The organism is Paenibacillus sp. DS2015, from assembly GCF_050433705.1.
Lineage (GTDB): Bacteria > Bacillota > Bacilli > Paenibacillales > Paenibacillaceae > Paenibacillus_AQ.
The window spans coordinates 78,130-102,803 of the sequence record NZ_JBNPWS010000016.1; the positions used below are offsets into that span (position 1 = coordinate 78,130).

28 protein-coding genes are annotated in these 24,674 nt (G+C 41.3%); 25 read left to right on the top strand and 3 right to left on the bottom strand.

Translation table 11 applies throughout. The annotated features are described in order from the left end of the window. Positions 1-10 precede the first annotated feature (10 nt). The 6 genes from pflA (at position 11) to J2T13_RS15005 (ending at position 7,242) form a co-directional block, all read left to right on the top strand. Entirely contained in the window at positions 11-751 is a 741-nt protein-coding gene (gene pflA / locus J2T13_RS14980) for a pyruvate formate-lyase-activating protein (RefSeq protein ID WP_429372606.1), read from the top strand. Between the two features lie 198 nt (positions 752-949). Further along, positions 950-3,127 carry a stalk domain-containing protein gene (locus J2T13_RS14985; protein WP_429372608.1) on the top strand — a complete coding sequence of 726 codons (2,178 nt, stop codon included), beginning with the start codon at positions 950-952 and terminating at the stop codon, positions 3,125-3,127. 167 nt (positions 3,128-3,294) lie between these two features. Then, positions 3,295-3,759 carry a Fur family transcriptional regulator gene (locus J2T13_RS14990; RefSeq protein ID WP_429372610.1) on the top strand — a complete coding sequence of 155 codons (465 nt, stop codon included), beginning with the start codon at positions 3,295-3,297 and terminating at the stop codon, positions 3,757-3,759. A gap of 2 nt (positions 3,760-3,761) precedes the next feature. After that, a complete protein-coding gene (gene yidD / locus J2T13_RS14995; protein ID WP_429372612.1) occupies positions 3,762-4,031 on the top strand; it encodes a membrane protein insertion efficiency factor YidD in 270 nt (89 codons plus the stop codon). 372 nt (positions 4,032-4,403) lie between these two features. After that, on the top strand, positions 4,404-6,377 hold the full coding sequence (gene metG, locus J2T13_RS15000; RefSeq protein ID WP_429372614.1) for a methionine--tRNA ligase: 1,974 nt from the start codon (positions 4,404-4,406) through the stop codon (positions 6,375-6,377). A gap of 151 nt (positions 6,378-6,528) precedes the next feature. After that, on the top strand, positions 6,529-7,242 hold the full coding sequence (locus tag J2T13_RS15005; protein ID WP_429372616.1) for a cytochrome c biogenesis CcdA family protein: 714 nt from the start codon (positions 6,529-6,531) through the stop codon (positions 7,240-7,242). On the opposite strand, the gene splB is transcribed toward J2T13_RS15005, so the two are convergent. After that, on the bottom strand, positions 7,239-8,309 hold the full coding sequence (gene splB / locus J2T13_RS15010; RefSeq protein WP_429372618.1) for a spore photoproduct lyase: 1,071 nt from the start codon (positions 8,307-8,309) through the stop codon (positions 7,239-7,241). The two genes, J2T13_RS15005 and splB, sit on opposite strands and share 4 nt — an antisense overlap. A 192-nt stretch (positions 8,310-8,501) precedes the next feature. Between splB and mntR the strand changes: the two genes are divergently transcribed. The 3 genes from mntR to J2T13_RS15025 all read left to right on the top strand — a co-directional run bounded on the left by mntR (position 8,502) and on the right by J2T13_RS15025 (position 11,614). Then, positions 8,502-8,927: a transcriptional regulator MntR gene (gene mntR, locus J2T13_RS15015; RefSeq protein WP_429372620.1), complete on the top strand. Its 426-nt coding sequence runs from the start codon at positions 8,502-8,504 to the stop codon at positions 8,925-8,927. A gap of 90 nt (positions 8,928-9,017) precedes the next feature. Continuing rightward, positions 9,018-10,604, top strand: a complete 1,587-nt coding sequence (locus tag J2T13_RS15020) for a family 10 glycosylhydrolase (RefSeq protein WP_429372621.1) — start codon at positions 9,018-9,020, stop codon at positions 10,602-10,604. Between the two features lie 89 nt (positions 10,605-10,693). Further along, positions 10,694-11,614, top strand: a complete 921-nt coding sequence (locus J2T13_RS15025; RefSeq protein ID WP_429372623.1) for a patatin-like phospholipase family protein — start codon at positions 10,694-10,696, stop codon at positions 11,612-11,614. 111 nt (positions 11,615-11,725) lie between these two features. Here J2T13_RS15025 and J2T13_RS15030 read toward each other — a convergent pair whose 3' ends face one another. Next, positions 11,726-12,052 (bottom strand): hypothetical protein, encoded by a 327-nt coding sequence (locus tag J2T13_RS15030; RefSeq protein ID WP_429372625.1) that lies wholly within the window; start codon positions 12,050-12,052, stop codon positions 11,726-11,728. A 7-nt stretch (positions 12,053-12,059) separates the two neighbouring features. Then, positions 12,060-13,052 carry a DUF1385 domain-containing protein gene (locus tag J2T13_RS15035; protein WP_429372695.1) on the bottom strand — a complete coding sequence of 331 codons (993 nt, stop codon included), beginning with the start codon at positions 13,050-13,052 and terminating at the stop codon, positions 12,060-12,062. Positions 13,053-13,241: 189 nt separating this feature from the next. On the opposite strand from J2T13_RS15035, the gene J2T13_RS15040 reads away from it, so the two are divergent. The 16 genes from J2T13_RS15040 to accB all read left to right on the top strand — a co-directional run bounded on the left by J2T13_RS15040 (position 13,242) and on the right by accB (position 24,622). Then, positions 13,242-13,733, top strand: coding sequence for a YqhR family membrane protein (locus J2T13_RS15040; RefSeq protein WP_429372697.1), 492 nt, complete (start codon positions 13,242-13,244; stop codon positions 13,731-13,733). 82 nt (positions 13,734-13,815) lie between these two features. Next, complete coding sequence (aroQ, locus tag J2T13_RS15045; protein ID WP_429372627.1) at positions 13,816-14,271, top strand: type II 3-dehydroquinate dehydratase; 456 nt, start codon at positions 13,816-13,818, stop codon at positions 14,269-14,271. 58 nt (positions 14,272-14,329) lie between these two features. Beyond that, complete coding sequence (locus J2T13_RS15050; RefSeq protein WP_429372699.1) at positions 14,330-15,409, top strand: M24 family metallopeptidase; 1,080 nt, start codon at positions 14,330-14,332, stop codon at positions 15,407-15,409. A gap of 36 nt (positions 15,410-15,445) precedes the next feature. Beyond that, positions 15,446-16,003, top strand: coding sequence for an elongation factor P (gene efp, locus J2T13_RS15055; protein WP_429372629.1), 558 nt, complete (start codon positions 15,446-15,448; stop codon positions 16,001-16,003). 177 nt (positions 16,004-16,180) lie between these two features. Continuing rightward, on the top strand, positions 16,181-17,434 hold the full coding sequence (locus J2T13_RS15060) for an aspartate kinase (protein ID WP_429372631.1): 1,254 nt from the start codon (positions 16,181-16,183) through the stop codon (positions 17,432-17,434). A gap of 216 nt (positions 17,435-17,650) precedes the next feature. Beyond that, positions 17,651-17,899 (top strand): GlsB/YeaQ/YmgE family stress response membrane protein, encoded by a 249-nt coding sequence (locus tag J2T13_RS15065; protein ID WP_429372633.1) that lies wholly within the window; start codon positions 17,651-17,653, stop codon positions 17,897-17,899. Between the two features lie 145 nt (positions 17,900-18,044). After that, positions 18,045-18,326 (top strand): YqhV family protein, encoded by a 282-nt coding sequence (locus J2T13_RS15070; RefSeq protein ID WP_429372701.1) that lies wholly within the window; start codon positions 18,045-18,047, stop codon positions 18,324-18,326. A 125-nt stretch (positions 18,327-18,451) separates the two neighbouring features. After that, positions 18,452-19,435, top strand: coding sequence for a stage III sporulation protein AA (spoIIIAA, locus tag J2T13_RS15075; protein WP_429372702.1), 984 nt, complete (start codon positions 18,452-18,454; stop codon positions 19,433-19,435). A gap of 7 nt (positions 19,436-19,442) precedes the next feature. Further along, positions 19,443-19,961: a stage III sporulation protein SpoIIIAB gene (gene spoIIIAB / locus J2T13_RS15080; RefSeq protein WP_429372635.1), complete on the top strand. Its 519-nt coding sequence runs from the start codon at positions 19,443-19,445 to the stop codon at positions 19,959-19,961. 13 nt (positions 19,962-19,974) lie between these two features. Further along, a complete protein-coding gene (gene spoIIIAC, locus J2T13_RS15085) occupies positions 19,975-20,178 on the top strand; it encodes a stage III sporulation protein AC (RefSeq protein WP_044876328.1) in 204 nt (67 codons plus the stop codon). A 10-nt stretch (positions 20,179-20,188) separates the two neighbouring features. Beyond that, on the top strand, positions 20,189-20,578 hold the full coding sequence (gene spoIIIAD, locus J2T13_RS15090; RefSeq protein ID WP_429372637.1) for a stage III sporulation protein AD: 390 nt from the start codon (positions 20,189-20,191) through the stop codon (positions 20,576-20,578). Positions 20,579-20,595: 17 nt separating this feature from the next. Beyond that, a complete protein-coding gene (gene spoIIIAE, locus J2T13_RS15095) occupies positions 20,596-21,792 on the top strand; it encodes a stage III sporulation protein AE (RefSeq protein WP_429372639.1) in 1,197 nt (398 codons plus the stop codon). Positions 21,793-21,807: 15 nt separating this feature from the next. Then, positions 21,808-22,545, top strand: a complete 738-nt coding sequence (locus J2T13_RS15100; RefSeq protein WP_429372641.1) for a stage III sporulation protein AF — start codon at positions 21,808-21,810, stop codon at positions 22,543-22,545. Between the two features lie 15 nt (positions 22,546-22,560). Then, positions 22,561-23,199, top strand: coding sequence for a stage III sporulation protein AG (spoIIIAG, locus tag J2T13_RS15105; RefSeq protein WP_429372643.1), 639 nt, complete (start codon positions 22,561-22,563; stop codon positions 23,197-23,199). A gap of 41 nt (positions 23,200-23,240) precedes the next feature. Continuing rightward, positions 23,241-23,996, top strand: coding sequence for a SpoIIIAH-like family protein (locus J2T13_RS15110; RefSeq protein ID WP_429372645.1), 756 nt, complete (start codon positions 23,241-23,243; stop codon positions 23,994-23,996). A 134-nt stretch (positions 23,997-24,130) separates the two neighbouring features. Next, complete coding sequence (gene accB / locus J2T13_RS15115; RefSeq protein ID WP_429372647.1) at positions 24,131-24,622, top strand: acetyl-CoA carboxylase biotin carboxyl carrier protein; 492 nt, start codon at positions 24,131-24,133, stop codon at positions 24,620-24,622. The last annotated feature ends 52 nt before the right edge of the window (positions 24,623-24,674 follow it).

Consider the following 24,674-nt stretch of genomic DNA (forward strand, 5'->3'; position numbering starts at 1 on the left):
GTGACTTCATATGATTAAAGGACATATCCACTCAATGGAGACCTTTGGGACGGTCGATGGACCAGGCATCCGCTTTGTCCTATTCATGCAGGGATGTTTAATGAAATGTCAATACTGTCATAACCCAGATACATGGGGATTGAATGAGGGCAAAGAGATGACGGTCGAAGATGTACTGTCAGAGATTGAGCCGTATATTAACTATTATCGTTCTTCTGGTGGAGGTCTTACCGTTTCTGGTGGAGAACCTTCATTGCAAGCTCATTTTGTTGCTGAGGTATTCAAGGAAGCAAAGCGTCGTTGGAATCTTCATACAACACTTGATAGTAATGGTTTTAATGATGCTAGTAAGATTCAAGATTTATTGGATGTTACTGATTTAGTACTTTTAGATATTAAGCATATCGATGATGAGAAACATATCAAGCTGACAGCTAGAAGCAACGAGCGTACACTAAAGACAGCTCAATGGTTATCTGAACATGGTCATGCCATGTGGATCCGTCACGTATATGTTCCAGGCATTCATGATCAAGAAGAAGATTTGATTCATTTAGGTCAATTTATTGGTACACTTGATGGAGTGGAGAAATTTGAAATTCTACCTTACCATCAAATGGGAGTATATAAATGGGCAGAGCTGGGTAGAGAATACCCGTTACAAGGTGTTCCTTCACCTTCTGATGAAGAAGTACAGCGTGCTTACCGCCTTATTGAAGAGGGACGTAAACAAACAAGTGCAGTGAGATAAATGTAAATGAATCATTATGGAGGCATTCTTTCTTATGAGAAAGAGTGTCTCTTTCGTTATTCCTATAGCTGAATATTCGAATTTTTGAATAACACCCTTTTATCATTTTCATTATTTAGAAACTTTTTCGGTTTATTTGCGTCTATTAGTATGTAAAAGAGAGAAAGTTAGATATAAATTGGGTAGAGGAGATTATGAATGAATTTCAAGAAGAGTACATTGATTGCATTGTTTGTAGTAACTCAGACAGTTATGTTAGCGATTCCAGTTGGTGCAGAAAGTTCCGTACCTGTTCCATCAAATACGACTACCGAATCAGTATATGGGGGTAATACCCGTAATTCAAATGGGATTGAACCCGAAATTAGTGAATCAAGTGAGTTAAATAACACTAATGACACGAATGAGGTCGTTGAGGGTATTACACCGGCTGATGTTAATGAATCCGAGTCACAAGTGAATGACACTCCTAAAGCTACTGTAGAAACACAGAGCATTTCCACAGGCGCCGGTGAATTGATTCTGATGATGAACAGTAACAAGATGTATCAGAATAATCAGTTGTACTTAGCCGGACAACCAATGGCAGTAAAAAAAGGGATTTCATATGTAGCCGTTCGGGCTATGGTAGATCGTGTAGGTCTAAAACTTACATATGACGGTAAGACAAAGGAAACCATTATTATAAGTGGTGGTAATGAATTACGTTTTAAGACTGGAAGTAAAAATTATACGGTTAACGGTGTGGCTAAGGCTATGAAAGGTGCATCATACCAACAGAAGAATGTATTCATGGTCCCTTTAACATCCATTACTCAGGCACTTAAGATTCCTTATAAAGTAGATTCTGTTGGAAAAAGAGTCATTCTAACTCTTACTAGTAAGCCTGTCGCTTCGTTTACGGTAAAGGAAAAGGAGATTTTTGCAGGACAGACTGCAGTCACTTACCAAACCAAAAGTTCTTCTCCATCAGCACTAGAAATTGTTGATGAACGTTGGGAAGGCCGTCAAGATATCTTTGAGCAACCTGGATCGCACATCGTAACGTACTCTGTTCAGGATTCAAGTGGACAATGGAGTGATCCATACTCACAAACACTTCAAATTCAAGCACCTGATCTTCCTCCTGTGGCAATGTTCACTACAGATAAAGATGAGTATAAGATGGGTGAATTTATTACGGTCACAGATCAAAGTACAGACGATAGGAACCTAATTACTAAGCATGACTGGGTAAACAAGGAGCTAGCCTTCTTCAGACCAGGACCGGTAACGATTGGTCTAACAGTCACAGACAAGCAAGGTCAAACGGATTATTATGAGAAGACTATTAATATAACCGATGAGACCTTGTATAGTGAGTCCGACTTTAATCAATTGTTTAAACCTGTAGGAGATAGCTATACATTTAATGGGTCTCAGGTTCCTGCGCTACCTCAAGTGCCATTCTCTATTTCATCGGAACCAACAACTTTAATTCGGAGTAACAGCCCGGAAACTGTCTATTCCGAAGGAGTTGTGTACCGCGAGACAGCATTAGGAGACGCTCGGTTCATGGTGCATCATCAGAACTCTTTGACTAAAGATGTGAAGATGTATGTTATAGCTACGAACAATAATACCCAGACAGCACAGATAGATATTAAGAATTCTGGATTTGCTGGACCGAGTCCTTTCGCAACAGCAGCGGGTAACTTATCTGTTGATCGTTATTTCAGATCCATGCAGACTCCCTATGATAAGCAGATTGTTACTATTGCACCTGGAGAAAGTCGGATCATTCTAACAGATCTGAATAAGACAGTCATGAAACCAGGCTCCATTATTTCATTATTTGCAGATGTATTTAGTGATTTGCCAATGGACTATAACGTTATTATGATTGACGCTTCTAAAGAACCCATTTCAACTTTACCATCCTTACGATTCTTGGAAGAGGATATTCATAACAGAGGAACTTATCTTGATTCTACAAGATTGATTAACTCGAGTGATCTCATTGGCGAAACGGCTTCGCGTCTGTCTATAGGAGATAATAATGCAGATAAGAATCTTCTTGGTGTAGATGGTGTAACCGGTGCGGAGAAATCGAATGCAGGTAACTTTGGTGTCCTTTACAAAATAACCCTAGATCGTGTTGCTGCAAATACGTTAGTTACTTTTAACGGTCGTGGTGGTAAGTATGCAGGAGTTATGCTCGTAAATGGCGAACTTGTCAAGGTTCCTAACATTGGATCGCTAGCGAATTCAAGTCAGACTAGTGTGCTGTACCGTACGGAAAATTACGAACAGAAGCTAGAAATGTGGTTCACAGCAGCTCCAGGTAGTAATCTACCTGTAAATCTATTGTTTACCCCACTACCCGTAACAAAATAACGGACTTATTTATTCATTCCGAAGAGGACCTCAGTTGAGGTTCTCTTTTTAAATACTTTTATAAGTGTGGGTGAATACAGAATAGATGGGCTTCATTGACGATGTTGTTTTTTTGTTGCATTATTAATGTATAGAAGTAATTAAGTATGTTTCAGGAGGATGAGCGTATGCTATCGACAGAACAGATTATCGAGGTTATGTCGGAACAAGGGCTTCGTATAACCGATCAACGTAAAACGCTCGCTAGTTTATTTGGGGAAACTTCAGGTTTTTTATCAGCCAAAGACGTTTATGATCATATGGGTAAAAAATATAGTGGTCTTAGCTTCGATACGGTTTATCGAAACTTACGTGTCATGCAGGAGCTTGGTGTGTTAGAACAGGTTGTATTTGAAGATGGAGTGAAGTTTAAAGCTCATTGTGCAGAGCATATGCACCATCATCATATGATTTGTCTACAATGTCAGAAAACATATCCGATTGCATTCTGTCCTATGAATATGACGGATGCACCTGATGAGTTCCAAGTCGTTAAGCATAAATTTGAAGTATTTGGATACTGTAAGAACTGTCAGGAGAATGTAAAAGGGGAAGAAGCAACGCCAACAGCTGAAATGAACGGAGTTCGTTAGTTATGGCTATTGTGCGCAAACTGGTGAAGGGTCCAATAGTGGTCTATCGTAAGTTTATTTCACCCTTAAAGCCTCCTACTTGCCGATTCTATCCAACATGCTCGGCTTATGCTCTAGAAGCTATTGAGGTCCATGGAGCAGCCAAGGGAACATGGCTTGCTGCGAAGAGGATAGCAAAGTGTCAACCTTTTCATCCTGGGGGAATTGATCTAGTACCTCCACGCAAAGGTGAACAGAATAATGAACTAAACGAACAGAGAGAGCTTACCTAAGGTGAGGTCTCAACTTGACAAGTAGCGTCACTCTTCAGTATATTATGGAATATATGTTGATTTCCAAGGAACGGATAAGTACGAGAATTGCTTAGTGTCAGAGAGCCGGAGAATAGCTGCAATCCGGTCTAAGTCGATTCTCTGAATATGGTCCGGGAGGAACTGTTTTCAAGCGACAGAGATTGTTTCTCTGCGTAAGGGGACGGCGTGTGCCAGCGTTAATGGACGGTTCTCGTTAATAACGAAACCGATGGAGCCTACGATATCTGTGAGGATGTAGGGAAATTGGGTGGTAACACGTGAGATAACTCTCGTCCCATATGGGGATGGGAGTTTTTTGTGTATTTATATTCTGAGAGGATGAGATAAAACATGACTGAGAAGAAAACATTTTACTTAACAACTCCTATTTACTACCCTAGTGACAAGTTACATATAGGGCATGCATACACGACCGTAGCCGGGGACGCTCTAGTGCGTTACAAGAAACTTCGTGGTTATGATGTGCGTTATTTAACAGGAACAGATGAACATGGACAGAAGATAGAACGTAAAGCCGCTGAGGTGGGCAAAACACCGCAGAAGTTTGTAGATGATATCGTTGCTGGAATTCAAGATTTGTGGCGAAAGCTAGATATCTCTAATCATGATTTCATCCGTACGACAGAAGAGCGTCATAAGAAGGTTGTACAAGATGTATTTGAACGTCTTTTGAAGCAAGGTGATATTTATAAAGGTGAATATGAAGGATGGTATTGTACACCGGATGAATCTTTCTTCTTAGAGCGTCAGTTAGTTAACGGGAATTGTCCAGACTGTGGACGGCCTGTAGAACGAGTGAAGGAAGAAAGTTATTTCTTCAAGATGAGTAAATATGTTGATCGACTCCTTCAGTATTACGAAGATCATCCAGATTTCATTCAGCCCGTATCTCGCAAGAATGAGATGATTAACAACTTTATTAAGCCAGGACTTGAGGATTTAGCAGTGTCACGTACGACTTATGATTGGGGAATTAAAATTAAGAGTGATCCTAAGCATGTGATTTATGTATGGATTGACGCGTTACTTAACTATATAACAGCACTGGGTTATGGTTCTGAGGATACTACATTATTCGATAAGTATTGGCCTGCGGATGTTCACCTCATGAGTAAAGAGATCGTTCGTTTCCATACCATCTACTGGCCAATTATACTGATGGCGCTAGACTTACCGTTACCTAAGAAAGTGTTTGCACATGGCTGGTTATTAATGAAAGATGGCAAAATGTCTAAATCCAAAGGGAATGTTGTTGACCCTGTGACCTTGATTGATCGTTATGGTCTAGATTCCCTAAGATACTATCTATTGCGCGAAGTCCCATTTGGTTCGGATGGTACTTTCACACCGGAAAGCTTTGTGGAACGCGTAAATTCAGATTTAGCGAATGATCTGGGTAATCTACTAAACCGAACAGTAGCGATGGTGGATAAATATTTTGACGGGCAAGTACCTGCATATCAGGCGAATGTGACGGCATTTGATAATTCTCTAGAAGAAGCGGCCCAAGCGGCATACGATAAAGTGGAGTCATCCATGGAGAGTATGGAGTTCTCAGTTGCATTAACGGCCATTAGTCAATTCGTAAGCCGAAGCAATAAGTATATCGACGAGACACAACCATGGACGCTTGCAAAAGATGAATCGAAAGTGAATGAGCTGGCTTCTGTGATGACGCATCTTGTAGAAAGTTTGAGAATTGCTTCCATCTTATTACAACCATTCTTGACTCAAGCACCGACAAAAATGTGGGAGCAACTTGGATTAGTAGAAGGTGAATTCACTTCGTGGGATAGTGGTAAAACATTTGGAATATTCCCTGAAGGCACCAAACTTGTAAAAGGAAACCCAATCTTCCCACGTCTTGATCCTGAACAGGAGATTGCCTTTATAGCAGAAGCTATGACAGGTGGAATGAAGGCTGCTGAAGCTCTCGCTAAAGCCGATGAGAAGCAGGATGAAGAGCCGATAGAACACAAAGAAGAAATCGGTATCGAGGATTTCACTAAAGTTGAACTTCGTATAGCTACAGTATTGGCTGCGGAGCCTGTTAAAAAGGCAGATAAGCTATTGAAGCTTCAACTTGATCTCGGATTTGAGCAACGTCAGGTGGTATCTGGCATCGCTAAATTCTACACACCGGAAGATCTAGTAGGTCGTAAAGTGATCTGTGTGGTGAACTTGAAGCCTGTTAAATTACGTGGCGAGTTATCTCAAGGGATGATCCTAGCAGCATCACATGGGGACCAGCTTACGCTCGCGACCGTTCCTGAGAACATGCCTAACGGTGCGATTGTAAAATAAAGTGATGGAGTAAGGATTAGTAGAATATGATAAATAACGATATAGAGTATAGATTGATCGAAGTGAAAGGCTAAACTTCAATTCAATCTATACTCAGTGAATTATATCGTTATTTATTGTTACTACGCGAAGACTAGTGGAGGTGAAGTCGTTGTCAGATCTTAATGTAGGACTTGCCTTTGTAGCTGGATTTGCATCATTTATTTCGCCTTGTTGTTTGCCGTTATATCCATCTTATTTGTCTTACATTACGGGAATGTCGGTTCAACAGCTCAAGACAGAGCAGAATAAAAAAGAGGTCCGATTTCGGACCCTTACACACACATTGGCTTTTATTCTTGGATTCTCTGTAGTTTTCTATACTCTAGGAATCGGAGCAGGTTTATTTGGACAATTTTTTACAGACAACAGAGGTCTAATTAGGCAATTATCAGCGATATTAATCATATTGATGGGGTTATTTTTGTTGGGTATTTTTCAGCCACGTTTCCTAATGAAGGAACGAAAAATGGATATGAAGTTCAAACCTGCTGGATATTTGGGTTCTTTCATTTTCGGAATAGGCTTCTCAGCGGGGTGGTCTCCCTGTATCGGTCCAATTCTTACCGCTATCATTGCTATGGCTGTAAGTGAGCCAGGAACATGGTTTAAACTGATTACAGCGTACACTGTAGGTTTCGCTTTGCCCTTTTTCATTCTAGCCTTTTTCATTGGTTCCACGAAATGGATATTGAAATATTCAAATCTGATGATGAAAATAGGTGGAATTCTTATGTTGCTAATGGGTATATTGTTGTTTACAGACCAAATGTACAAAATAACGATCTGGCTACAGCAGATTACACCGGATTGGTTAATATTTTAAGTGAAATAATCAATGTTTGCTGCAGGAAAATGTTCGAAAATCCGCTCTGTGATAAATTCACGCAGGGCGGTTTGTTGTTCTGCGGGATATACATATTTGTATTGTCCCCAGCGTCCCCATTTCGTCGTTCGTTTGGCAATGTCCATTTCCAATTTAGATTTGGGATAACGTTGTTCAATCAGAGTTTTAGCGGTTTTGGTAAAACGATGTTGTATTAATTCAAAAGTAAGATCCGTTGTGGCATCTTTAGGCAAAGTATCAGCGAGGCGCTGTAATAGATCCGCGTATCCTTCTTGCCAGCCCTCATACCAAATAATAGGTGCGATAATGAAACCAAGAGGATATCCTGCATGCGCTATTTTACCAGCGGCTTCAATTCTTTCAGCGAAGTGGGACGTGGCAGGTTCAAATTGGCGAATAACATAATCTGAATTAATACTGAAACGAATCCGTGTATGTCCATTGTGCTCGAGATGAAGGAGGGGATCGACATGATGAAACTTAGTTACGAAGCGGAGACGTCCCAGTTCTTCTTTGGCCATAAAAGTAATAAGTTCTGCTAATGAGCCTGTGATGTGTTCGAGTCCAACGGGATCAGAGGTACATGCCGCTTCGAAACGAGTAATATCTGGTGCTCTTTCATCAATGTATTGTTTAGCCGCCTCTAGAATATCATCTGTATTCACGTATACACGAATATAAGGTTTAGCCCCAAGTGTGGTCTGTAAGTAACAATAATGGCAATGCCCCATACAACCTGTAGAGATAGGAATGGCATATTCTGCGGAAGGTTTAGATTGATCAAATTTAAGTGTCTTACGTACACCCACGACGAGAGTTCTTTTAGCATTTTTGTACTTTTCTTGATCCGTTTCACCGGGTAAATTAGTAATACGATTATGGGAAGTTGTCATACGATAAGGAATATCCTTTTTCTTAACCCAGGCCATAATAGCGGCCCCTTTAGGATATTCAAGTGCACCAGGCTCAAAATATACAAGGTCTGGGATAAATGGCTTGGTAGCTCTAGGTTGTCTAGGTGGTCGTATACGTGTTTCTGTAGTCATGACAGCCAGCCTCCCAATAGGATATAAGACTATTCTGTATGAGAATAACCGATTACATTCGTGGCAAAAAAGGTCAGTTTCAAAAATCCTATGTTCTGCAGGACTTGCAAAGAGACTTCACAAACATGTATCATTAACAGAAGTATGTAAAAGGTATTAGATTCGGTTTATCAGAAGAAATGAGGGAAAAAGATGCCAACGCCTAGTATGGAGGATTATTTAGAGCGCATCTACAAATTGATCGATGAAAAAGGTTATGCGCGTGTCTCTGATATTGCCGAAGGCTTAGAGGTTCATCCATCATCGGTTACTAAGATGATCCAGAAATTGGACAAGGATGAATATCTTATTTATGAGAAATATCGTGGATTAATTCTAACAACCAAAGGAAAAAAAATCGGTAAACGACTTGTAGATCGCCATCAGCTTCTAGAACAATTTTTGACTATAATTGGTGTTCAGGAACAAAATATTTATGCAGATGTTGAAGGAATCGAACATCATTTGAGCTGGGATTCCATTACGCAGATTGAGATGCTTGTAGAATATTTCAAGAGGGATGAGCAGCGCGTTCAAGATTTACGAAATGTACACAATGAACTCGTTCGTGATTCTTAAGTAAGGCATCTGTCCCCCTTCCAAGAGACAGGTGCCTTTTCAATTGTAATCGTTGTAATTATCAGAAATCTAAAATCTCGGAGGTATAATATGAAGTTTAGTAGATGGGTCATTCTAGCACTAATATTCATAGTATTGTTCCCCCTAACTAGTCGTTCGTCACAGGCACAGTCCGTCAAGTCTATTAGTATCATACTGGATGGAGTTCGGCTAACGAGTGATGCTGCTCCTTATATTGTTCCTAAAGCTAATGTAACGATGGTACCCCTGCGTGTCATTAGCGAAGGTTTGGGAGCATCCGTTGGATGGTCGCAAAGCACGAAGACGGTGACCGTAAAGAATGCAGAGGCATCTATTAAGTTAACAAGTGGTAACAAGACAGGGCTTGTGAACGGAGCATCAGTGTCATTAGATGCTTCAGTACAGATCAAGCAAGGACATGTCATGGTTCCGCTACGTTTCATTGGTGAATCACTTGGATTGCAGGTAGTGTGGAACCAGACGGCACAAAGTGTTACGTTGAGCAGCGGAGTGCCTTCTGATGGAGGAGGTACTGGAACTGACAATAACGGTAATCCAGATACAAGTTCTCTTCGGGGAGTTTGGATTTCAAGTGTGTATAATCTTGACTGGCCTTCTTCTAATTCTTATGGAAAAATAGATCAACAAAAGACAGATTTCAGCAATTTGTTGGATAGTTTACAAGCTATCGGGTTGAACGCAGTTTTCGTACAGGTTCGTCCATCTGGAGATGCCCTATATCCTTCGACATTAGTACCTTGGTCCAAGACGTTAACGGGGACACAGGGCAAAGATCCTGGTTACGATCCTCTGCAATATATGATTAATGAGGTGCATAGTAGAGGTATGCAATTCCATGCATGGTTTAATCCATTCCGTGCCAATACAGATACTTCTACTGCTAAGCTTGCAAGTAACCATGTGGCGATGACACATCCAGAATGGATTGTGAATACAAAAAATCAGCTCATTATTAATCCAGGTATCCCTGATGCTCGCCGTCATGTGATCAATGCTATTATGGAAGTCGTGAATAATTACGACATTGATGGCGTACATTTGGACGATTATTTCTATCCTACAGGTGTGACATTTAATGATGCTATCACTTTTATAAATTATAATTCTAAAAAAATTTCCAATAAAGAAGACTGGCGCCGGGATAATGTAAATCAATTTATTCAGCAGCTAGATCAATCCATACATGCGGTGAAGCCTTCTGTCTCTTTCGGTGTAAGTCCTTTCGGTGTATGGCGTAATAAAGCATCAGACATTACAGGATCTGATAGTAAAGCGGGTATCACGGCATATGACGATTATTATGCCGATGTCAGAGCATGGATTCAGAATGGTTGGGTTGATTATATATCCCCCCAAATTTATTGGAGTCTTACGAATAAGAATGTACAGTATGATACGCTAGTTAAATGGTGGTCTACCGAGGTTAAGGGTACCGATGTTAAGTTATATATTGGTCATGCACCTTATAAATTAGGAACACCTGAAATAGGCTGGCAGAGTGCCGATGAAATCATTAATCAATTGAAATATAATGAGGATGATCCCAATGTGGAAGGCAGTATCTTTTTCAGTGCCAAAAATATTATGGGGAATCCACTAGGACTAATTCCAGCACTATCAGATTACTATAAATAACATGAGCTTGTGTATATAAATAGTCATAAGACAGCCCCCGACACTCATACATAATATTATGGATGAATGGACGGGGGTTTGTCTTATTTATGCTAATAAATGCGGTATTTGAAGGTGGAGGCGTGAAGGGGATATCTCTTGCTGGTGCTGTTAGATCAGCGGAGCAGTCTGGAGTGGTCTTTAATCGAGTAGCTGGGACGTCCTCAGGCTCCATTGTGGCTTCTTTATTGGCGGCTGGGTATTCTGCAACAGAGATGATTCATATCATCCAGGAGATGCCGTTTGCTTCTTTTCTCAAAAGGTCCCCTATATTTAATGCAAGACTAGTTGGACCTGCGGCACGTGTTCTAATAAAAAAAGGGTTATATTCAGGAGATGCGTTAGAACAATGGATTCGTGGTATCTTATTGGCAAAGGGTGTAAAAACGTTCTCTGATCTGCCGAAGGGAAAATTGCTTATTGTCGCTTCGGACATTACCAATGGTAAGATATTAATTCTGCCGGATGGTCTCTTCCAATTAGGGTTCGACCCTGCTAGGTTCGATGTGGCTATAGCGGTTAGGATGAGTACGAGTATCCCGTATTTTTTTGATCCTGTGAGGTTAAGATTATGTGGGGATGCAGCGAGAGGGAAATCATTCACAGAGCAATTCGTATATATCGTGGATGGTGGGTTGTTGAGTAATTTCCCACTCTGGCTGTTCGATGAGCCGTCCGTAAACAGCCTCGGACTACCCATTCCGACCATAGGGTTCCAGATGGTTGGGAAGCAAGAGGGGAGGCCACATCGTATTCGAGGGCCTTTTAGCATGCTTCAAGCTGTATTTGAGACGATGCTGTCGGCCCATGATGAAAGGTACATTGAAAAAGATAAAATATTTCGTACGGTCAAGATCCCTACACTTGGTGTTAGTAATACAAATTTTCATATTACAGCGGAAGAAAGTATGCAATTATATGATTCAGGATTTGAAGCAGGAAATAAGTTTTTTGGGTCATGGAAGCCCTGAAGGATCGAAGTAAGATGAGCGTATTATATAAGAAGGCCTCTGCTATAATCTCAATTGCGATTATAGCAGAGGCCTTTGTGTCTTATAGAGGTTCAGAAAGTTGTAGTCTTTTTAATGATATTTAGGCGTTTGATCGTCATTCTTTCCTTTTTGACCTTCGATGACTTGGAAAGGGTAGTTCTTATGTTTCTTAGCTATAGGTCCTGTCGTACTCTTCCTAGCTGTTGAAGCAACCTTTTCCATCGTTTTTTTAGAAGGTATAATCTTTGGTTTGCTCTGTTGTGGTTGTCGCTTTGGTAGAAACTTATACAGCAGAAATAGTACACCAATCACGAGCACTAGGATCAAGTAGTTGCGAAAATTAACAAACATATCAGTAATTAATCCATACACAGCTAAAATGATAGCTGTCCAAAAGATGATAAATTGTCTTTTCATCGAATCCTCATCCTTTCACGGTGTCTAAAACTCCGTTTCTGAGGGGCTCACTTACCTCCGCATTACCTAGCTTCGCATCCAATTCAAGCATCCGATTAAAAGAAGCGATAGAGACCTCTACGTGGGCATCTAAGGGTTCCTTTGTTGTAAGAAGCTGAAGCCATAGACCTGGATAGCCAAGATATCGAAGGACGGGTACTTCTCTAAGAGAATTTGTAAGCTTCAGAAATTCAAATGATACGGCAATGACAACGGGGAGAAGGATGACCCGTTGCAGTACTCTCTCCAGCATATTATCCCAAGGAACGATAGAATATATGACCACTCCTAGAATAATGGTTAGCATCATGAAGCTACTTCCACAGCGATAATGAAGACGAGTATGTTTCTGTACGTTGGCAACGGTTAATTCCTCGCCTGCCTCGTACGTACTGATGACCTTATGCTCTGCTCCGTGATATTGGAATAGTCGTTTAACTACAGGAGTGAGTGTGATGGCCCATAGATAGACTAATAACAGTGCAATCTTGATAACACCTTCAATTAAATTATGAACAATATAATTCTCGAACATTTTCCCGAATAGAAAGCTCTCTACAAATACAGGGACTAATGTAAATATGAGTTTACTAACGATAAAGGAAATAACACCAACAGCTGCAACACCTAGCATCATAGTCAAACTCATGCTAGATTCTTCCTTTTCCTTTTGCTTAGCACGCTCTTCAGGTTCTAACTCATCATCGGCATAAGCGTCAGCCGAATAGGTTAGATGTTTAGAGCCTTTGGCACTTGAATCTATAATACCTACAATACCGCGAATGAATGGGATTTTACGAATTTTTTGAAGCCATGATTTATCTTGACGCGGTACCTCCAGAAATGTAATCTCTTGATTTTTACGCCGTACAGCCGTTACGTTAACATGCTTTCCACCAAACATAACGCCTTCAATGACGGCTTGGCCACCGTAACTGACAGGTTTTGACTCTTGAGGCAACGTTTTCACCATCCCTAAGTTGTTTTATTCTTATTGTAGCGAATTTCGTCTACAATATCTAGTTTCGATGGTGCAGAGGCTAAATATTGATATTCCTTATCTATGGGACTGACTCTCCCAATAATTGCACATACTACGGAAAGATGAAAAAGTGGAAATCTAACCATGTATAAGGAGAGTCATGAATTGATGAAGCAACAACAACCACATCACTATCATACGAATGCTTTTGCATTTGCGCTTGAGCTTGGTTTTTTTGCTGGTATCATATGGGGAGCTGTTCATTGGTTATGTTATTCGCTTAAATTCACAATGATCATACCGGCATTTCTAGCAGAACCATTCTTTAAGCATGTATTCTTAAAGACAGGAGCGGGGCATCTCATTGGGTGGCTATTCTTTATATTCATGTCTATTATTGCAACGATTATTTATGTGCTTATTTTTCGGAAGATGAAAGGTCCATGGCCGGGGTTAGCCTATGGAGTACTCTGGTGGATCATTCTTTTTGTCGCAGTAGGCCCATTTATCGATCTGGTGAAGCCGATTACTGTTCAGACAATAGATAGCATTATCACGGAATTTTGCTTATTTATGCTATGGGGACTGTTCATTGGATACACCGTCGCTATGGAATTCACGGATGAACGCATGCGGGAACCTAAGAAAGTAGGTAATTGATCGGAAGCGGGACTTCTCAAGTATGCATCCGCTATGGTAAAATAGCAGATGGTTATTTGATAATAAGGGTGGGAATACGATAGTGAGAACCATATGGGTAATCAACGGACCAAATCTTAATCTGCTGGGAATGCGAGAACCGGGGATTTACGGGTCAGACAGCCTACAAACGATTGAGACGAACCTTCAGCAACAAGCCGTGAGTTTGGAAGTGAAGCTGACATTTTTTCAATCCAATCATGAAGGTGCTATTATTGACTGGATCCACGATGCGATAGGTAAAGCAGATGGCATTTTACTAAATCCAGGTGCGTTGACTCATTACAGTTATGCTGTACGTGATGCGATAAGCTCTGTACGTATTCCTACTGTAGAGGTACACTTATCCAATATTCATTCTAGGGAGACTTTTAGACATACGTCTGTGATCGCTCCAGTAGCCATCGGGCAAATTGCGGGATTTGGTGCAGTAAGCTATGAGCTTGGTCTGATTGCGCTGGTACGCCATTTGGAAACTCAGAGGCAGGCAGTAGTATAGAAATTCCTTTAAATGCGTGACAACCTCTTCAAGATGTTGTAGACAAGGAGATTACATGATGGAGAATCTGCGAGTACAGAAGTTGCGTCAAGCGATGCAGTACAGGAATGTAGAAGCTATGTTTATTAAAAGTCCAATTAATCGTCGTTATTTAACAGGATTTACTGGATCAGCAGGATATGTGCTAATTACGCATCATGAAGCGTACCTGCTTACCGATTTTCGGTATATGACGCAAGCACCACAACAAGCTAAAGGTTATACTGTGGTTGAACACGGACCTAAAGTGATGGAAACGGTTAAGGAACTTTTGTCCGCCAACAAACTGGATAAGCTTGGATTTGAGCAAGATGATGTGACTTATAGTGAATATACCTCATTCTTGGCCCAACTTCAGCCTGAAGTTACATTAGTACCTGTAAGTGGTCTAGTAGAACAACTTCGGATGTTCAAAGATGCTGCAGAATTAAAGGTTATGCAACGTGCTGCTGATCTAGCAGATGCTACATTCAGTCATATACTCAATGTGGTGAAGCCGGGGATGACTGAACGTGATGTGGATCTGGAAATGGAATTCTATATGCGTAGCCATGGAGCTACGGCATCGTCTTTTGATACTATAGTAGCCTCAGGTGAACGTTCATCCATGCCACATGGCGTTGCAAGTGAACGTGTTATTGAAGGCAACGAATTCATTACGTTTGATTTTGGAGCTCTTCTGGATGGCTATTGTTCTGATGTTACTCGAACCATTGCCTTGGGAAGCCCTAAGCCGCAATTGAAAGAAATTTATGATATTGTGTTGGAAGCTCAACTTCATACTTTGGAGCACATTAAGTCAGGTATGACGGGGCGTGAAGCAGATGCATTGGCCCGCGATATTATTACTAAGTACGGTTATGGTGAGCAATTTGGACATAGCACTGGGCATGGTCTGGGAATGGAAGTGCATGAATCCCCTAGATTATCCAAATTGAGCGATGATATTTTGCAGCCTGGTATGGTAGTGACGGTTGAACCTGGAATTTACTTGCCAGGCATCGGTGGAGTTCGCATTGAGGATGATATCGTAATTACAGAAACGGGAATCGTCATCTTAACCAATTCCAGCAAAGAGTATACGGTTTTAAAGGGTTAAACATGCACTACATATTTCAATAGGAGGTTTTTTTATATGATATCAGTAAACGATTTTAAGACAGGTCTAACAGTAGAAGTTGAGGGTGATATCTTCACAGTTATAGAATTTCAACACGTAAAGCCGGGTAAAGGCGCAGCGTTTGTTCGCTCCAAGTTGAAGAACTTGCGTAACGGAAATACAGTTGAGCGTACATTCCGTGCAGGTGAATCCATCGGACGTGCCCAAATTGAGAACCGTGCTGTACAGTATCTATACGGAAGTGGTCAAGAGCATTCCTTCATGGATAATGAAACTTATGATCAATTTACTTTGACTAGTGAGCAACTTAAATGGGAATTGAATTTCCTAAGAGAGAACATGAACGTAAACATCATCAGCTACCAAGGTGAAATTCTAGGTATTAATCTGCCACATACGGTAGAACTGAAGGTTGTTGAGACTGAACCAAGTGTGAAAGGAAATACGGCTCAAGGTGCTACGAAGAGCGCTAAATTGGAGACGGGATTAAGTGTTCAAGTTCCTCTTTTCATAAATGAAGGCGATATGCTGATTATTGATACTCGTGAGGGTAAATATAGCTCGAGAGCATAATTCGTGTAATTTAATTGGGAATTATTTCTGTGAAAGTCCTCCACCGTGTGATGCGGAGGGGGATTTTTTGATCTATATAACTAAAAAACATTGACTAACGCAATCCCTTTCGTATTATACTGATTTAAAGCACAATAAAAAGATGAATGTTTAAACTGAGTGGGGAGTGAATCGAAGTTGTCACTGTACGTTATGAAATTCGGAGGTAGTTCCGTAGGAAATACGGAACGAATGCAGCGTGTCGCTAAGCGTATTGTCGAGAAGCAAGATGAAGGTCATCAATGTGTTGTAGTTGTATCTGCTATGGGAGATACAACGGATGATTTAATTGAACAGGCCATGGCTCTGAATCCAGAACCAACAGCTCGTGAGATGGATATGTTAATGACAACAGGAGAACAAATATCGATGTCATTGTTGTCGATGGCTGTTCAAAGCCTTGGTCGTGAGGCCGTATCTTTCACTGGATGGCAAGCAGGATTCCGAACTGAGGCTGTACACGGGAAAGCCCGTATTATTGATATTCTTCCAAGCCGAGTTCAAGAAGCGTTAGCTCGTGGTCAAATTGTTGTAGTCGCTGGATTCCAAGGGATGACAGAGGATGGGGAGATCACGACATTTGGTCGGGGCGGCTCAGATACAACAGCAGTCGCTTTAGCCGCTGCAATAAATGCAGATGTCTGTGAAATATATACAGATGTAGACGGTATATATTCAACAGATCCACGTATTGTGAAATGTGCTCGTAAGCTAAAGGAAATTTCATATGACGAAATGCTGGAACTTGCTAACTTAGGGGCTGCAGTACTTCATCCGCGTGCGGTTGAGTATGCTAAGCATAATCATGTTCGTCTAGTAGTAAGATCCAGTTTTAACAATAATGAAGGCACGGTTGTGAAGGAGGAGGCTAGCATGGAACAAGGCGTAGTAGTTAGTGGTATTGCCTACGATAAAAATGTGGCACGGATCAGTATTTTAGGTGTAGCAGATTATCCAGGAGTACTCGCAGAGGTGTTTGGAGCTTTGGCACAAGCAGGGATTAATGTAGATATTATCGTCCAAAGTGGCGTTCAGAATGGAGAAGCTGATTTCTCCTTTACGGTATCTAAATCAGAGAGTGAAAGTGCTTTATCTGTGATTCAAGGCCTTAAAGGTGGGCTCCCTTATCGTGAAGTAACTTCGGAAGAGAATCTCGTCAAGGTGTCGATTGTGGGCGCAGGAATGATTAGCCACCCGGGAGTTGCTGCACAAATGTTCGACGTTATTTCTAAACAAGGAGTAAGTATTAAGATGGTTAGTACGTCTGAGATCAAGACTTCTTGTGTCATCGATGGAGGTAATTTAGAAGAAGTAATCAAGGCGCTGCATACGGCCTATAATCTTGATACGGATGTACAAGTATTTGTAGGTGGTCCTCAGGATCGTCGCTAATAACTAGACATAGTAATAGTTATACCAGGAAAGTGGGTATTGTCCTTGACATAGGACAGTACCCATTTTTTTCTTTATTTTTAGCATTTATTCGGCATTAGAGCTATCTTAAAGAATAAAAATTGTCTTAATGTAAATCATAGTGGAATAGGGATTAAGTACGCTAATTAGTGTTACTTAACTATAGGGACAAAAAACAGAGAGGTTGTGTGATGAATGAGCTGGTTATGGTCGCTAATTATGGGTGGTATTATCGGTTGGATCGCAAGTTTAATTATGGGGCGTAATATTCCGGGAGGTGTTATCGGTAATATTATAGCTGGATTTATTGGTGCGTGGTTAGGTTCTCTGATCTTTGGTAAAATGGGGCCAGTCATCGGAGGTTTCTATTTCGTTCCTGCCTTGATTGGTTCGATTATTCTTGTTGCGATTGTTAGTCTCATTATGGGCAGAAGAAAAGCTTGATGACATTGATTTAAATCAGATGGATAAAGCCTTCAACTTGAATTCAAGTTGAAGGCTTTTTTGCTATGCAAGTGAAGGGGGCATTCTCCCAAAATACAATATCTAAAAAGAGAGATTTCAGCATATATATGAATAGGGCATGAAAATGAAGGAGGTTACTAGGTTGGACAAGTTCGTTACCAGCATGGCAACTCTAAGAGTTGTATCGGGAAGTATTGAAATCGCAGCAGCCTTGTTCATGTTTAAAGTAGGACAGGTTGATAAGGCACTTGCGATTAATACGATGTTAGCTTTTGTAGGACCGACAGTCCTTATACTTACGACAGCGATTGGGCTCGTAGGGATGGCTGACAAACTATCATGGGCGAAAATAGGTTGGATTTTAGTGGGCGTTACGTGTCTCTTAATTGGTGTTCTGAAAAAATGATAGATTCTCTGGCATAAAAGTGAAGTACAAGCATAAATATGAAGTATGAAAATATCTACTGAACGCCATGTGAAAAGAGATGGAATAGGGGTTCACAAGAAAAGGGCAGCTCGGGGGTAGTCATGATGAATATGAATTGGTTGGAATTATTTCCTGAGCCGATTAAATCACTTCTTCAACAGCTTCCAGCTTCTATGCTAGACGAAATGGAAGAAGTGCGAATTCGTGAAGGGAGACCGCTGGAGATTAATTCTGCAGGTGAGCACCACTTTCTTACATTAGGTGGAAAATTGACGTTTGATGTCGAAGAGGCCTACAAGCCAGCTAGAGAAGACAGTCATCGTCTCTTAGATCGAATTAGCAATCATTCCTTGTATACGATGGAAGAAGAACTTCGTAAAGGATTCATTACTATACCGGGTGGACATCGTATTGGCTTAGCAGGGAGAACGGTTCTCAGTAGTGGGAAAGTGGAACACCTGCGAGACATAAGTGGATTTAATGTTCGGATAGCTAGAGAAATTCGTGGGGTAGCTAACGCTATTCTACCGTATTTACTGGATTTTAAAGACAAAAGAGTGATGCATACCCTGATTATGTCCCCACCGCAGCATGGAAAAACAACACTCATAAGAGATATGGCAAGGCAAATTAGTAGTGGTAGTTATGAAGGTTCGTCTGTGAAATGGCGAGGAATGAAGGTAGGTATTATTGATGAACGTTCTGAAATAGCGGGCAGTTTGCGAGGCGTACCTAGTTTTGATGTGGGACCTCGCACGGACGTGATGGATGGTTGTCCAAAAGCCGAGGGAATGATGATGATGATTCGTTCTATGTCACCTGAAGTGTTATTAGTGGACGAGATCGGACGTATTGAAGATGTAGAAGCGATTACGGAAGCTCTTCACGCGGGTATATCGATCATTGCGACAGCACATGGATCCAGCGCAGAAGAACTTTCTCAACGACCAGCTTTGGCGGGGCTCATTGAGAATCGAATGTTTGAGAAGTATGTGATTCTTAATCGGAATGCTGGGGAGCTTACCTTTCGAATTCTGGATCGACAGCAGCGTTCTATACAACTTCCTCGTTATTCATCGAAGGGGTGATGAGTTAATGCTTAAGTTATTAGGTGCGATGTTGATCTTATTGTCTGGAACGCTAGCAGGATTCTATAAAGCAAGACAGTTTGAACGAAGACCAAGGCAGATTCGAGAATTGATTCTCGCTTTGCAGCGCTTAGAGACAGAAATTACGTATGGCTTCACACCCTTACCTGAGGCGATGAGTAAAATGGGGGCCCAGATGAAAGAGCCATTGAGCGCCTTATTTGCAAGCGCGGCTCGGTCTATGAACTCGTCACAAGGGCTAACAGCGCAAGAGAGTATCGAGCATGCTCTAACGTTACATTGGAAGAATACATCCATGAAGGTGGCTGAGAGGGATGTTCTACATCAATTAAGCTTCACTTTAGGTACAAGCGATCGTCAGGATCAGATTAAACATATCGCATTAGCTTCACAGCAATTGAAGCATGAAGAAGCAACATCAAGAGAGGACCAGGCGAAATATGAAAAAATGAGTAAAAGTTTGGGACTTCTTGTCGGAGCACTAATCATCATTTTGATCTTTTAGCGAGGTGCAGGGAATGAACATTGACGTGAACGCAATTTTTCAAATTGCGGGAATCGGCATCATCATAGCTATGATTCACACGGTTCTCAAACAGATGGGGAAAGAGGATATGGCTCACTGGGTGACGCTCATAGGTTTTGTGGTGGTGCTGTTCATGGTCGTGCGGATGCTCGATACCTTGCTACAGGAGATAAAATCTATTTTCTTGTTCCAGTAGGGGATACATTATGGAAATTATACAAGTAGTAGGGCTGGGACTCATATCCACCATTCTCATTCTGACGATTAAAGAACAGAAACCGATGTTTGCTTTTTTACTGACGGCATCCACGGGTATTATTATATTCCTTTTCCTTATTGGTAAAATTGCTACTGTTGTTGGAGAGTTAGAACGGATGGCTGAAGCAGCAGGTGTTCAAATGATTTATTTGAAAACCATTCTCAAAATTATTGGCATCGCCTATATTGCTGAATTTGGATCTCAAATCGTTAGAGATGCAGGTCAGGAGAGTATTGCAGCCAAAATAGAACTCGCCGGCAAGGTGCTCATTATGGTGCTTGCAATACCGATTATCGGCATCATCATCGAAACTGTCATGAAGCTGCTGCCGACCTAAGAAAGTGGGATAGAGCCATGTTAGGACGACGAACTTCAGGGAGAATCGTAGTAAAAGGGTTAATCACGATCTTCTTGGTATTGCTATTATGCGGTGGAGGTACACTCTACGCTGATGCCCCTTCCGAGGATCTAGTGAAAGAGCAAGCCCAACAAATACCTAAAGATCAAGTAGAAACGTATTGGAATGAATTGATGAAAGATTACGGAGGGTTTTTTCCAGATGAAAAGGTACCCTCCTTCATGGATATGCTGCTTCCCGGGGGGAAGGGGCTCGGATTTAAAAACATTTTGTCAGGATTAGTTTCATTTTTCTGGCATGAAGTTTTACTAAATGGAAAGCTGTTAGTATCGATCGTTATCTTGAGCATAATGAGTATGATTCTTGAGACGCTTCAGACGGCATTTGAGCGAAACAACGTGAGTAAGGTGGCTTACTCTCTCTGTTATATGGTTATTCTGGTAATTGCTATCAACAGTTTCTCGGTGGCGATTGGATACGCCAAAGGGGCGATCAGTCACATGATTGATTTTATGATGGCGATGCTACCCCTGTTATTCTCTTTACTAGCTTCTATGGGGAATGTCGTAACGGTATCGGTGACACATCCATTAATTATTTTCATGATTCATACCGTAGGTACACTCGTATATACAGTCATATTTCCACTCTTGTTCTTCTCGGCTGTACTGCATTTAGTAAGTTCCCTTTCGGATAAATATAAGCTCACACAAATGGCAAATCTTCTTCAGCGAATTAGTGTGGGGCTTCTGGGAGTACTACTAACGATCTTTCTAGGTGTAATCTCGGTACAGGGGATGACAAGCTCCGTAACGGATGGAGTCACCATTCGTACCGCTAAATATATATCAGGTAGTTTCATCCCAGTCGTTGGTAAGATGTTCGCAGATGCAACGGATACTGTCGTATCCGCATCAGTACTCGTTAAGAATTCAATTGGTTTAGCCGGAGTCATCATCATCATTTTTATATGTGCCTTCCCAGCTATCAAGATATTAACATTAGCTCTGATCTACCAAGTAGCCGCTGCGATTATGCAACCCTTGGGCGACACACCTATCGTGACATGTCTCCATACCATTGGGAAGAGTATGATCTACGTATTTTCGGCCATGGCCGTTGTTAGTTTAATGTTCTTTCTGGCGATAACCATTCTGTTAATGGCGGGTAACGTAACTGTCATGATGAGGTGAGGAGGAACGCTTGATATGACCTGGCTTGGTGGTTGGATGAGAGAAGTAATTATGATTGTGCTCTTGGCGATATTCGTGGATATGATCCTGCCAAGCCGCTCGATGGAGCGTTATGTCAAGCTAGTACTGAGTTTACTTATTCTGCTTACACTAATGGGGCCAATGATCAGTTTACTGACAGATTCACCCGCTAATAAGTTGAATATAGCCTTACTCCAACAAGAAAGTAATTCTGGACAGCTCAAGGCAAAAAATGAGAAGACGCTAAGCCAAATTCTAGCTCAAGGTGAGCAGATAAAGCATAACCAGCAGAACCAGAGCTTACTATGGGCTGGAGAAGAGGTCGCGCGGCAGATGAAGGAGCAGTTACGGAATAAGACGGGAAATGAAGTTCAGGAGGTAAAGGTGATGCTGGCATTACTTCCTTCTGAAAGAGATGCTAATGCGCAGGTGCCGACAATCACCTCGGTAGACGTTACGCTACGTCCATCTAATCCATCTAAGCAAGTGGAGACAAGAGAAGATGTGAATATCTCAGTGGCTCCCGTTGAAGAAGTCAAAGTGGATGTGGGTGCCTTGTTACCTGAAGAAGAGAAAGCAGAAAAGGAAGACAATCAAGCGCTTGAAGCTACAGAAGTATCTGGTCAGGAAGCTGAGGGAACGGAAGATATAAGAAAAATTCTTATGACCGAATGGAATCTGGATGCCGAGCAAATTGTAGTTCAAGGAGATCCGATGGATGACAAAATATGAAGGGGGTGAGCGAACTTGGGGAATTGGTTTAAAAAGGTCGAACAGTGGATTGGTGTTGGATCAGGCGGTGCGAAACGAATTTCAGTATTTCGGTGGCTCATTATTCTAGGCTTGGTTGGTGTGGCTATTGTGTTATTCAGTTCATTCGTCAATGTAAAGAAGATAGATAACGAGAACACGGGGAGAGAACCACCAACATCAGATCCGGCGCAGGAAACGTTCCAAAATACGAATATGCAAACAGACTCTTTTGGAGCGATAGAAGAGGCATTTCAGAATAAGATCAAGGTCATATTGGAGAATGTTGTAGGTGTAGGGACGGTAGACGTGTTAGTTACTGTGGATTCAACCGAGGAGATTGTCATTCAGCGGAATGTGAAGGATTCTCAACAACAGACTGAGGAAAATGACGCTAATGGTGGCAAACGGCATACCACCCAATATACACGTGATGGGGAAATCGTAACCTACGAATCCGCCGGTAGTGAGACACCCATTATCACGAAAAAAGTACAGCCGAAAATTCGTGGTGTGTTGATTGTAGCTAAAGGTGCTGAGAATGAAGTTGTCCGAAATTTGATAGTAAATGCAGTCGAAAAAGGTCTGAATGTGGCAGGTTATCGTATTTCGGTTGTACCTCGTAAACAGGAATGATTTTTATCCATTTATTTACAAAATGAAGGAGGAAGTTCATAATGAATAACAAGAGACAAACAATTTGGTTGGTGTCCATGTTAAGTTTAATGGTGGTTCTCTCAGCATATTACTTATTTACAGAGGATTCAGGTTCTTCGACCATGCCTGTTGCGGACAGTCAGCAGGTCGTAGATCAGCAGAACATTGGTGATAAAGTTGTTGTTACTGAGGTAGTAACAGATGGTGTGAATAGCACAGCGACTACGGAGGAGACTGATGCAACGGCTACGACCACAGAGACGAAGGAAACAACCGATGTGGCCATTAAGGAAGATACTGCGGTGAAAACGGAAGTCGATAAGCCAGCGCCAGAAACAGATAAGACAGCTGCTGTAGACGTTCCAGAGAATGCAAAAAATGATGATGAGATTCTGAAAGAAGTTGCTTCTCAAGCTGCTTCCAGTAGTACCCTACTTGATTCTTACAGACTGGATCGTGTCCAGACTAGTGAGAAAGAACAGAATGATCTATACGCAACAATCAACGATATGAACAACAATGATCCAGAGAAGAGTGCTATAGCGAATGATCAACTCAGAAGTCTTGAAGAGAAAGAAACGAAAATAACGAGTATCGAAGAGGAACTTTACCAGCAATATGGTGGTGCAGTTGTGAAAGAGGAAGAAGATCATTACAAAGTGCTGGTATTAAGTGAGAAATTAGATGTGAAGCAAGCTGTAAATATTGTCGATTTAGTTATGAAAGAGCTGAATGTTTCTCAAGATAAGGTTAGTGTACAGTATGTTAGTCCATAATTAGAATGTGCGTAAAGAGTCCGGGGGCAAACTTGGACTCTTTCCATTTCTTCGGTTTGTGATATAATACATAACGTTATGTGTATAAATTGCACTAACTACGGTTTTGTGAAAGCTGAAGGAGTGAATCCAGAATGTTTAAGTTGAATGAGATTAAGGAATTGATTAAGTTAGTAGACGAGACCTCCGTACATGAGTTGGAGATCGAATCCGAAGGCACACGTCTATCCATTCGTAAACCAGGGAAAACTGAAATTGTAAACTTTCAATCGTCGATCCCACAGTCATACCAGGCAGCCCCTTTACAGGTTCAGCAATCATCGAATCCTGCGATTAGTGATTTGAACTCAGGCAGCGAGTCTGCAGCGGCAGATTTATCATCCTCATTACATAAAATTGTATCCCCAATGGTGGGTACTTTCTACAGATCTGCATCTCCTGAAGACGCTCCATTTGTAAGTGTTAGAGACAAAGTCCAAGGGAAATCTACAGTTTGTATAATTGAAGCTATGAAGCTTATGAATGAATTGGAAGCAGAAGTGACTGGCGAAATTGTTGAAATTCTAGCCGAGAACGGACAACTAGTAGAATTTGGTCAACCTCTTTTCTTGGTGCGAGCAGAGTAAAAATGAATGCTTAAGTAAAAGTGGCTTATAAGTAAGTTTTCCGTTGGAAAAC